Below are 10,971 nucleotides of genomic sequence, written 5' to 3'. Positions count from 1 at the left end.
TACCACCCCTTCCCATCCCGAACAGGACCGTGAAACGACTCCACGCCGATGATAGTGCGGATTGCCCGTGTGAAAGTAGGTAATCGTCAGGCTCCAAAGCAGAAAGCAGAAACCCCACCCGAAAGGTGGGGTTTCTGCGTTTACGGCGCTGGAAAAAATCACAACAAAGTACTCAACGCCCAGCGCCGTAATCGCCCTACTATTCGCTCTTACCCGACAGCGACTGCGCCAATTCCCCCGCCTTCAGCGAACTCATCAGCGACATCAGCGTATTGATCGCATTGCCACCACTCTCGCCGCCCAACTGGATCTGCGGAACCAGCGGCACGCGCGACGTTTCGAATGCTTCGGCCAACCGCAGCATCACCGTTTGCATGAGTTGCTTGTCCGCGCCTTCACCCTGCAGTGCTTCGGACTTCGCCTTGATCGCCGAGGCTTCCGCTTCACCCACTGCCTTGATCGCCGACGCGCGACCCGAGCCTTCCATCTCCTGCCTGAACTTGTCGGCCTGCGCGAGCGCTTCGATTTCCTGACGACGCTTTTCCGCAGCCTTCACCGCCGCCGAGCCCTGGTTCTCCTTGATCGACACGTCGACCAACGAACCCGTCAACTCCTTCTGTTTCGCCGCGCGCTGTTCAGCTTCGTTCAATTCACGCTGCTTGTCCGCGGCGATCTGTTTCTGCGCGAACGTTTCGACCTGTTCGCGCGCGATCTGCCGGTCGCGCAATTGCGCCATGATGTTCTCGATCTGCGTGTCGCCGGCTTGCGGCTTCGGCGTGCCGATCAGGACTTCCTCGAACTCCAGCGAATACGCCTTGAAACGTTCGCGCATCTCACTCGACGCATTGCTCTGCAATTCGCTGCGCGACTGGATCAGCTCGATAAACGTGCGCGTTTGCGAGACGTTCTTGAAGTACGACGACACCATCGGATCCAGCGTCTGCTCGACCAGTTGCTCGATATTGCCGAAACGCTGCACCACGAGCGGCGCCTTGCGATAGTCGATGTGGACCACCACCGACAACGGCAACTGCGGTTCGAACGCATCCTTTGTGATTAGCGTGATCTCGCGCAGATTCGAATCGAATTTGGAGCCGCTCTCGCCGGCTTTCCAGAGCAGCACGAAGTTGGTGGTCGGCACGAATTCGATCTTGCCGGCGTACGGGTTGAACGCGTACTTGCCGGGCATCAGCGGTTCGCTCCAGACGCCACGGCAACCGGTTTTGACCAGCTCGCCATGACTGTAGTCGCTGCCGGACAGGTCGTCGCCGCGACGGCCCGTGTACGAGACGACCACCCCCACGAAGCCGACTGGAACGATGGTCTTGGTCAAAAACTCGACCGTCGCGAAGAGCCGGTTGATGTAGTAAGTACCTTCCACCAGCACACGTTCCTGACGACCGCGACGTCCACCCGCCGCGAGAAACTTCTCCGGCTCCTGAAACGCATTGTGCTGATCGCCGACGTCGGGTGCGAGCAACTCGTCCACGCGCAGACCCGGACCATCCTGTACCGTCACGACGGCGATCTGGTCGGAACCGTGAGCGCCCGTGACTTCCTTGATCACGACCGGCGTGAAGGCGCTGCGCTCATCGAGCACGTCGCGCATGCGGGCGTAATAGGCGCGTTCTTCCGGCGCCATCGACAGGGAATAGGTCGTGTCTTCCGTCATGACGACGAACAGCGCAGGATTCAGAATATGCGTGCCCTCACGCAGCACCTTGCGCTGCGGACCTTTCTGGCCGCCATGTTCGAGAAACGCGCGGACATCGCGGAAATCGTCGACGGTGGCATTGTCGGCGAGCGTCTGGCCCGCCGGCAGATCGACCCCGTCACGCGCGAACACGTAACCGATCTTGCCTTGCGTGACCGACACCATCGGCCGGATATGAACGCGATACTGGAACGGCGTGAAAAAATGAAAGCCGCCGCGGCGCACGTCGGGCTGAAACCCCGCTTCGCCATGCAAGGCGAGCAAGTCGACCTGCACCGATCCTTGCGCACTCCAGATCTTTTCGATGACGCCGATCGCGTCGTTCGGAATATAGCGAACGGCGCCCGACAGCCAGACGCCGACCACCGCGAGCAAGCCAATGACCAGTAAAACAATCAACGGAACCACTAAGCTCATGGATAAAAACATGTGCATGTTATTGGACTCTTTTTAGCGTTGTACTTCGAATGACCGAGCGTCACCATCCGCTATTCGTGCTTATGACAGCACGCTCGCGACGCAAGGGTTTAGGCACTACCGTGTGAAAGGAATGTAGAGCGACGTCAGCCGTCGAGCGGCGTGGTGGGGTTTCTATCCCGACGCCTGGAGAGAGCAGGATTGCCTGTAATGGCGAGCACGATACGCCACGGAGACTGCGGTGCGGACCATTGCATCGTCACGTAATGGACAGGGCGGCTCAACAACGCAAAGTGCGTTGTTGCATGAGGCAGAAGAAAGGAGAGGGGAGCCAATGCGCGCAGCGCGCGGGACTTTATCCCATCACGCGTGGCGTCGTGCTTGACGAAGCTCAGGAACCAGACAACCGGTACTGCCGTAGCGACTTGCAAGATTTCAGCGACTTTCCGCAGATTGCTAATCTGATGGAATTCTATGCCTCGCGATGAGCGAATGTCCAAGTAATTTTAGATGACACCCCAGCTTTTAGAGGAGGACTTCATAAAGAACCCGCAACGCATAGATTCACAAAAAGCGCCCATGGCGGAAAAGGACCAGACAGAGCGGAGCCGCCTGATCGACCCGAACCTGTCACATTGATCTGGTTTGCTGATTCACTGTTTTAACCAGAAATAATCACCCGTCACAACTACCATGACGTGAAGCCGGACTACGTGAAAATAACAAGGGAGTCCCGAGCAAATTCCAGTGTAACTTTGCTAAGCTTGACATTCCTGATGCCGATAACACAGTCAGCCACGGTGCTGGCGTGGAGAAGTACCCGTCGCGAGACCCGATTTTCGTAAAAATAATTAATAAGCATAAAAAATATATTGCCGCCGTCACCGTTCCGGTGCCTGTCATTGGAATGACATGGCGGTATTGAAAGTCACCGAAGAAAAAAGTATCCGGATTGCGTGAGTGAATGCACGGTATGCCCCATGCGAAGCGCATAGGCAGCCGGGTCGGGCATCGTATCGCCGGTTCGCTCTGCGGTTAAAAGAAGTCCTACCGCTTTTCATCATGATGTGGAGGCCGTGCCCGGGGGCGCGTCATATGATGGAGTTCGATACTCAACCGTCGTCGAGTGAGTCGCGCACAAGCACGCGTGCGCAAGCGCCGGACGACGCCGCGTTCATCGGTTCGTCCATGGCGTTCCGGCAACTGGTGCGCATGATCGACCGCGTGGCGCCCACTCATCACGCGTTATTGATCATGGGGCCGACCGGCTCGGGCAAGGAGCTGGTGGCGCGGCGCATTCACGCACTTGCCCTGAATCGCAACGAGCCTTTTGTCGACGTCAATTGCGGTGCGATTCCCGAACATCTGGTCGAGGCCGAATTGTTCGGCCACGTGAAGGGCGCGTTCACCGGCGCGTCCGATCATCGCGAAGGTCTGCTTCGACAAGTCGGGCAGGGCACGCTGTTTCTCGACGAGATCGGCGAATTGCCGTTGACGCTGCAACCGAAATTGTTGCGTGCGTTGGAGACGCGTAGTTTCCGGCCGGTCGGCTCATCGGCCAGCGTACGCTTCGAAGGGCGCGTCGTGGCGGCGACGCATCGCGATCTGCGCCGTTCGGTCCACGAAGGACGGTTCCGCGAAGATCTGTTCTACCGTCTCGCGGTGTTCGTGCTCAATGTGCCAGGCCTCGACCAGCGTGCCGACGACATTCCCTTGCTCGCGGCTCACTTCGCCGCCCAGCAAACGCGCGTCATCGAATTCACGCCGACGGCGATCCGCAGCCTCTGCCAGCAGGTGTGGCCTGGTCATATCCGCCAGTTGCGCAACCTGATCAGCCAGTTGAGCGTGCTCGCGGAGCGCACCCGAATCGACGCCGACATGCTGACGCCGTTTCTCGCCACCGGCGCGGTGGACACGAACTCGCGTGTCGCGCTCGCCGATCAGTTATTGCAACTCGACGGCGACGACAAACTCGCGGCCGCGGAAAACCTGCTGATCGATCGCGCGCTCGAACGCACCTCGAATAACAAGAGCGCGGCTGCCGTGCTGCTGGGCGTGAGTCGCAAAACGATCGAGCGCAGGCAGAAGGCGCGTGAGGAGCGGCACCGCGTGGCGCGGGATTGTCTGGCGCAGGCCGAGGCGCTGGTCAACGCATCGCAATTCCAGGAGGCCATTCCGCTATTGCGCCGCTGTCTCGACCTACTGCTGAAGAGCACTGGTCCGGACGACACCCGTCACCACCAGTTCGAAGCCTATCGCATGCTTGGCGTGAGCCTGCGCAGCGTGTACGGCTGGCTGCATGCCGAAGCGACCGCGTGTTATCTGGCCGCGCTTACCGTGGGTCAAGGCGTGTGCGACGAGGACGAACTCGCGTCGGTCCGTTTCGGCGTCTGGACGACGCAACTGACTACATTGCAACTCACCGAGGCCCGCGCGACCGCGCAGAACCTGCTGCAACAGGCGCAAGGCATGGGCCGCCAGGCGACGCTCGACGAAGCGCACATCGCCATGGTCAATACGCTGTTCTGGCTGGGCGACAGCGAAGAGGCGCTGGCGTGTCTCACGCGCGGCGGATTGACCGGCATCGGCCGCAAGGATCGGCGCATCGGCGTTCAGGGTCTCGACCTCGCAGGCCTCGCCCTGACGTTCGAAGGCCTCGCCGGCTTTCAGATCGGCGCGGTCGACAAGGCCCGCCGCTCGATGGAGACGCTGATCGAGCGCACCTCGGACGGCAACGAGCACGCGCTTGGCCATGTTCTCGATCTGCAGGGCGCGGCGTGGCTCACGTTCCTCTTCAACGAAATCGACCGGCTCGGCGAATTGGCCAGTGAACTGGATGCCGTGTCCAAAGTGGCGGGGTTCACGTTCTATCGCGGTGTCGGCAAAGCGTTCCGCGCGTGTTACCTCAGCGCGCGCGGCTCGCTCGACGAGGCTCAGGCCATGCTGCTGGACGGTTACGACAATCACATGGCCAACAACGGTGGTGCGTTGTTCTATTCGTTCAAGACGTGGCAGCACGGCGAACTGCTGTTGCGCGCGGGACGTCCGCAGGCGTGCGAGACGCTGCTCGCCGGTGCGCTCGATGAAGTGATCGAACGGCAGGAGCGCGTTTATCTCGGCGAACTGCTGATTGTCAGGGCGCGCGCGCAATGGGCGTTGGGCGAGATGACGGAAGCCGAGCAGGGCCTGCGCAGCGCGATCTCCACCTCGCGCGCGCTGGGTTCCGTGCCGGCGCGCATCGCCGCCTCGACCCATCTGGCCGACCTCCTCAACCAGACCGGCCGCCGCACCGACGCCGTCGACGTGCTCGAGCGCGCGCTGCGCGCCGAGTCGTCCGAGCGCCCCGCGCCCGGCGCCATGCGCGCGCTGCGCCTGCTGGCCGAGCTGCGCAATACCGATTCCCTCCACCCGCAAAAAAAAGGAATGGCACATGGCCTATGAACTCGGTCCACAGGATCTGGAACCCTTGCTGCTCGGGGGCGCTTTCTTCGGCAGCGGCGGCGGCGGTACGGTCGAGTCCGCACGTCATCTGGCCGCGAATTTTCGCAAGGGCGACTACTACCCGCGCGAGACGGTCACGGTCGTGACGGTTGAAGAAGCCTCGGGCCCCGACGCGTTGGGCGACGCCGTCATGGTGGCCTATCTCGGCGCGCCGGAAGCGATCAACTCGGCAACCTATCCGACGGGCCCCGTGCTGGCCGTGCAGAGCGTGCAGGAGCGGCTGGCGGCGCAAGGCCGCAAGCTGGCCTACATCGCGCCGCCGGAAAGCGGTGCGCTGGGTTTTAGCGTGGCGTGTCTGGTGGCCGCGAAGCTGGGCCTCGCGGTGATCGACGCCGACGGCGCCGGCCGCGCCGTGCCCTCGCTGCCCATGCTCACGTATGCCGCCCGCGAAATCGATCCGCGGCCGGCCTATCTCGTCAGCCAGAGCGGACTGAACGTCGAGCTGAACGTGACGCCGCGCCACAGCCATACGAGCGGCGGCACGTCGCATCAGCGCGACGTCTCCGCCATCGTCGAACAGATGATCCGGCCGATCGTCGGCGATCCGGAATTCAATCAGTTCGGCGGACTTGCAATGTGGGTGATGACGCCGGCCGAACTGGGCGGTGCATTGCCGATTCGCGGCACGCTGAACCGTGCGTTGACGCTCGGCCGTGCGCTCGGCGCGGGCCGGGTCCGCAACGTCCCGCAGATGATCGCGTGGCTCGCCGAGCACAGCGGTATCTCGGCGCGCGCGATCTCGGAACCGGGCGAACTGGTGTCGGCCAAGGTGGACACGAGTGGCGGATTCGACGTGGGCAAGATCGGCATCAAGGCGGGACAACATACCTATACCGTGGTGTATCAGAACGAATCGCTGATCGCCTGGGACAGCCGCCGCCCGCAGCCGATCGTGCTGGCGCCGGACAGCATCGCGTATTTTGTCGAAGGCGACGGACAGTCGATTTTCACCAACGGCGATCTGGTGCTGGAGGACGGCTCGCTCAACCCGGTGGTCGGCAAGCGCAAGGTGACGCTGATCGGCTGGGAGGCCGAAGCGCCGCTAACCGTACCCGGTGGCCTGATACTCGAAAGTTTTCTCGAACTTCTCGAACCGCTCGGCTATCTCGGCCCGTACGTGCCGGTGGGCAAACTTCAGGCGTCGCCGCTTCGGGGAGAATTATCTTGAGCGCGCCGCTTCGTATCTGCGTCCTCGTACCGGTCGCGACGAACCAGTTCAACGACCGCATCATGAAGGCCGTTGCCCCCGTCGTACCGCCCGACGTTCAGGTCGAGGTGCGCAACATCGCCAGTGGTCACCCGTGTATCGAGAATCGCACCAACTGGCTCGAAAACGGCATGCCGGTCGTGACACTCGCGCGCCAGATCGCGAAAGACGGCTTCGACGGCATCTGGCTGACCGACTTCGACATGGCGGGTGTCGAAGCGGCTAGAGAGGTAATCGACATTCCGATCATCGGCGGATTTCCGACCTCGGCGTTCACGGCGCTGATGCTCAGCCAGCGCTTTTCGATCATCACGATTCTGCAAAGCACGCTCGCCATGCAGCGCGGTCATCCTCAGAGCTACGGGCTGCAGGATAACTTTGCGTCGATTCGCGCGATCAATTGCCCGGTGGATCAACTCGATAACACCGACGTGGTGGTCGCCAAGACCTTCGAACAGGCCATGAAGGCGATCAACGAAGACGGCGCGCAATCCATCCTGCTCGGCTGCACCGGTTTCGTCGATGTGGCCAGTCGCGTGGGCGTGCTGCTCGAGGAAGCATTGGGGGCTTACGTGCCGGTGATCGATCCCAATCACGCCGGTTTCAGTTTGCTGGTTTCGCTGGTGCGGATGCGGGTTCGCCCGAGCCGGCTGACTTATAGCAAGTACGTCATTCCTTCCTGACGCGTCGCGCGTCCAGAGCATCCGGCTCGGGGAAATATCCCTGACCCGGATGCTTTTTTCGTTTACGGCGGCCGCCGTCTACGAGTGGTCGAAATCGTCCACCGTGCGCTTATAAAAAGGACGCCTCCGTCCACCGCGCGCGCTCCGGAATCGCCCGATTCCCGTCACGCGGCGCGCCGCTGCATTGGCATATGGCTTGCATAGTGTCTGCCGCGTCCGAGGCAAGCCGGGTTCGCCGGCGCACACATAAAAACGTTGGGCTCTCCGCTATAGCGTCATTTCGTCAAGTGAGGAAGAACATGAGTCAAGCCGCTCAGCATCCCATCACACCGTACGGTGTGGCGATTCATCAGGCCGTGTCGGAAGGCGACCTGGCGAAGATGAAGGCCTTGCTGGCCCAGGCCGAAGCGATCTTGCAACAGCAAGGCAACCTCGCCGCCGCGGTCGACGTGCTCAGGATCGAGATCGCGAAGTTGGATCACAACTGATCCGCCGTTGTCTTTCGTCGTCGCTCATATCGTTGCTTATCGTCGTTCAGTCAACCACCAGGAAAACAGCATGGCTACCATTCCCCGTATTGGCCTCTTCCCGGCCCGCTATGTCGTCGGTACCGGATTGCCGGGCGCGCCGACGCTCACGCTCGGACTTCTGGTCGATACGCCCCGGCGCACCGTCGTCGGCGGCGCATCGATCACGCAGGCGGTGAATCCGCCGCTCGAATTTCATGCCGACACGTGGGGCACGTTCACGTACATGGCGCTCATGCCGCCGTCGGAGACGCGCATCCTGGTGGTTCTGCAAGGCAACACCGGCGGCCCGGAATCGAATTCGATCACGACCTTCCGCCTGCATCTGGTGCTGGACAGCGACTGGCAACACGGCGTTGCCAATTACAGCTATCTGAACGATGGCCGCTGGGTCGAAATCTCCAACGTGCCGGCAAGGCTCGATCCGGAATTCGTGCCGCTGGAACCCGGTCCCGTGATTCCGAGCAACCCGCATGGCGGTCCGACACCGCTGTACGGCGTGAGTATCCAGCATGCGCTGGCAAGCGGCGATCTCGCGCATATGAAGACGCTGGCGAGCTTCGCGCAGCAACAACTCGACAGCCGCGCAAGCATCCAGACCGGCCTGAGCGAACTCAAGGCGGAAATCGCCCGGCTCGAAGCCGCTCGCTAACGCTGGATCGTCACGCTTCGCTACCCCTTGTCTACAGGAGTTATCGCCATGACTGTCGGTCTTTTCCCGGTTAATCTGCGCGTCGCGACGCCCGCGATCGGCGCGCCCGTTCTCACGCTGTCCCTGCTCGTCAACACGCCGGCCAAGCGGGTGAGCGGCGTGGCCCGCATCTATCAGTCGACCTATCCGCCGCTCGAATTCCATGCGGATGTCTGGGGCAATTACAGCCAGCTTCAACTGGCGCCTGGCACCGATCCGGTCATCGTCCTGACGTTGTCGGGCAGTCCGTCGGGACCGACCAGCGGTCTCGCGGAGACGTTCCAGTTCCACGGCGTGCTGAAAAGCAACTGGCAGTCGGGACAAGCCGGCTACAAGTATTTCGACAACCAGCGCTGGCACGACGTCGAACACGCGATCGTCACGCTCACCGGCGCATTGCAACCGCACGAGCCGAGCCAGCCGGTCACGCCGCTTTACGGCGTGGGATTGCAGCAGGCGAAAGCCTCCGGCGATCTGAGCCAGATGAAGTCGCTGGCTCGTCAGGCTGAACAGCAACTCGCCGACGCCGGCAACATTCAGAACGAGCTGACCAGACTGAATGCCGAAATTGCCCGGCTGGAAGGACGTGCCTGATCGACGGCAGGAGGCGTAGGCGCTTTGGGGCGCCTGCCTTGCTGGCGACGCAGCGACGCAGCGACGTAGCGACGTAGCGACGCAATTGCGCTACGCCCTGCGTCGCCGGGAATGAGCGGTTAAGCCGCAGTTAAGCAGTGGTGCAGTCAGAAACCCACATACGAAAGGGAAGCAACATGCTCGAGACCAGTCAGCAGCCTGCCCGCTATTTGCGCGACGACGACTTTCAGCGCTTCGTTCCCGTGCATGTGGTGTGGGAAATTACGCTGGCCTGCGATCTGAAGTGTCTGCATTGCGGTTCGCGCGCCGGTCGCCGCCGCCCCAACGAACTGAATACCGAAGAGTGTCTGGAAGTGATCGAGTCGCTGGCCCGCCTCGGCACTCGCGAGGTGTCGCTGATCGGCGGCGAAGCTTATCTGCGCAAGGACTGGATTCAACTGATCGAGGCGATCCGTTCGCACGGCATGTACTGCGCGATTCAAACCGGCGGCCGCAATCTGAATCCGGCGCGGCTCGCGCAAGCCGTCGAAGCGGGGCTGAACGGGGTGGGCGTGTCGCTCGACGGGATGGCGCCGCTGCACGACAAGGTACGCAACGTTCCCGGCTCGTTCGGCAAGGCAATCGACACGCTCAAGCGTGCCCGTGCCGCCGGTCTCGCCACCAGCGTCAACACGCAGATCGGCGCGCTGACCCTGCCGGATCTGCCGGCGCTGATGGACACCATCATCGAACTCGGCGCGACCCACTGGCAGATTCAACTGACGGTGGCGATGGGCAACGCCGCCGATAACGACGAACTACTGCTGCAGCCGTACCAGTTGCAGGAACTGATGCCGCTGCTGGCGAGCCTCTATCGACGCGGTTTGAGCCACGGCTTGTTGATGAACGTGGGCAATAACATCGGCTACTACGGTCCCTATGAACACTTGTGGCGCGGTTTCGGCGACGAGCGCGTGCATTGGACCGGCTGTAGCGCGGGGCAACAGGTGATCGCGCTGGAGGCGGACGGCACGGTCAAGGGATGTCCGTCGCTGGCGACAGTCGGCTTTGCCGGCGGCAACGTGCGCGATCTCTCGCTGGAAGAAATCTGGCGGACGAGCGAAGCCATCCATTTCGGCCGGCTGCGCTCGGTGGACGACCTGTGGGGCTTCTGCCGCACCTGCTATTACGCGGATGTATGCCGCGGCGGCTGCACATGGACGTCGCATTCATTGCTCGGCAAGCCCGGCAACAATCCGTATTGCCACTACCGTGTGATCGAACTGCAGAAACAGGGGCTGCGCGAGCGCATCGTCAAAGTCGAGGAAGCCGGCGCCACCTCGTTTGCGGTGGGGCGCTTCGATCTGGTGACCGAGAAGATAGCGGACGGCACGCCGGTGGCGAGCATCGTCCGTTCGGGGCAAACCATCGAACTGACGTGGAAGAACAAAGGCAAGCGCGCGCCGGAAGTGGGCCGTGTGCCGGCGAAACTGGAGCTGTGCCGTAACTGCAATGGCTACGTTCACGCGCACGAGCAAACCTGTCCGCATTGCAGCGAGGATATCGCGGCTTCGGCACGAATCTATGAAGAACAGGCGCAATACCGCCGGGCCTTGATCAGTAATCTCGAACACTTGCTGGGTCAACCGGCCGGTTGA

Annotated in this window: 8 protein-coding genes and 1 rRNA gene; 8 read left to right on the top strand and 1 reads right to left on the bottom strand. The window is 61.9% G+C overall.

Translation table 11 applies throughout. The features are described 5' to 3' along the window. Window positions 1–92, top strand: a 5S ribosomal RNA gene (rrf, locus tag BX591_RS37420); the annotation flags it as partial. Between the two features lie 107 nt (window positions 93–199). Here rrf and BX591_RS26655 read toward each other — a convergent pair. After that, a complete protein-coding gene (locus tag BX591_RS26655; RefSeq protein ID WP_111934320.1) occupies window positions 200–2,131 on the bottom strand; it encodes an SPFH domain-containing protein in 1,932 nt (643 codons plus the stop codon). A gap of 1,188 nt (window positions 2,132–3,319) precedes the next feature. Here BX591_RS26655 and BX591_RS26645 point away from each other — a divergent pair. The 7 genes from BX591_RS26645 to BX591_RS26615 all read left to right on the top strand — a co-directional run bounded on the left by BX591_RS26645 (window position 3,320) and on the right by BX591_RS26615 (window position 10,971). Then, complete coding sequence (locus tag BX591_RS26645; RefSeq protein ID WP_244147023.1) at window positions 3,320–5,572, top strand: sigma-54-dependent transcriptional regulator; 2,253 nt, start codon at window positions 3,320–3,322, stop codon at window positions 5,570–5,572. Then, window positions 5,562–6,800, top strand: coding sequence for an S-methyl thiohydantoin desulfurase domain-containing protein (locus tag BX591_RS26640; RefSeq protein WP_111934307.1), 1,239 nt, complete (start codon window positions 5,562–5,564; stop codon window positions 6,798–6,800). The genes BX591_RS26645 and BX591_RS26640 overlap by 11 nt, the downstream gene beginning before the upstream one ends. Then, window positions 6,797–7,522 carry an aspartate/glutamate racemase family protein gene (locus BX591_RS26635; RefSeq protein WP_111934306.1) on the top strand — a complete coding sequence of 242 codons (726 nt, stop codon included), beginning with the start codon at window positions 6,797–6,799 and terminating at the stop codon, window positions 7,520–7,522. The genes BX591_RS26640 and BX591_RS26635 overlap by 4 nt, the downstream gene beginning before the upstream one ends. A gap of 299 nt (window positions 7,523–7,821) precedes the next feature. Continuing rightward, window positions 7,822–8,010 carry a DUF1843 domain-containing protein gene (locus BX591_RS26630; RefSeq protein ID WP_111934305.1) on the top strand — a complete coding sequence of 63 codons (189 nt, stop codon included), beginning with the start codon at window positions 7,822–7,824 and terminating at the stop codon, window positions 8,008–8,010. A 70-nt stretch (window positions 8,011–8,080) separates the two neighbouring features. Beyond that, a complete protein-coding gene (locus BX591_RS26625) occupies window positions 8,081–8,701 on the top strand; it encodes a DUF1842 domain-containing protein (protein WP_111934304.1) in 621 nt (206 codons plus the stop codon). A 48-nt stretch (window positions 8,702–8,749) separates the two neighbouring features. Next, complete coding sequence (locus tag BX591_RS26620; RefSeq protein WP_111934303.1) at window positions 8,750–9,334, top strand: DUF1842 domain-containing protein; 585 nt, start codon at window positions 8,750–8,752, stop codon at window positions 9,332–9,334. A 176-nt stretch (window positions 9,335–9,510) separates the two neighbouring features. After that, a complete protein-coding gene (locus tag BX591_RS26615) occupies window positions 9,511–10,971 on the top strand; it encodes a GDL motif peptide-associated radical SAM/SPASM maturase (RefSeq protein ID WP_111934302.1) in 1,461 nt (486 codons plus the stop codon).

The sequence above is a fragment of the Paraburkholderia bryophila genome, assembly GCF_003269035.1.
Lineage (GTDB): Bacteria > Pseudomonadota > Gammaproteobacteria > Burkholderiales > Burkholderiaceae > Paraburkholderia > Paraburkholderia bryophila.
Note: the sequence above shows the minus strand (reverse complement) of the source record. Positions and strands in the feature narration are given on the sequence as shown.

Coding starts and splice junctions, on each gene's coding strand:
- BX591_RS26630 (WP_111934305.1), top strand. CDS start 7,822: ATGAGTCAAGCCGCTCAGCATCCCATCACACCGTACGGTGTGGCGATT.
- BX591_RS26640 (WP_111934307.1), top strand. CDS start 5,562: ATGGCCTATGAACTCGGTCCACAGGATCTGGAACCCTTGCTGCTCGGG.
- BX591_RS26625 (WP_111934304.1), top strand. CDS start 8,081: ATGGCTACCATTCCCCGTATTGGCCTCTTCCCGGCCCGCTATGTCGTC.
- BX591_RS26645 (WP_244147023.1), top strand. CDS start 3,320: ATGGCGTTCCGGCAACTGGTGCGCATGATCGACCGCGTGGCGCCCACT.
- BX591_RS26620 (WP_111934303.1), top strand. CDS start 8,750: ATGACTGTCGGTCTTTTCCCGGTTAATCTGCGCGTCGCGACGCCCGCG.
- BX591_RS26655 (WP_111934320.1), bottom strand. CDS start 2,131: ATGAGCTTAGTGGTTCCGTTGATTGTTTTACTGGTCATTGGCTTGCTC.
- BX591_RS26615 (WP_111934302.1), top strand. CDS start 9,511: ATGCTCGAGACCAGTCAGCAGCCTGCCCGCTATTTGCGCGACGACGAC.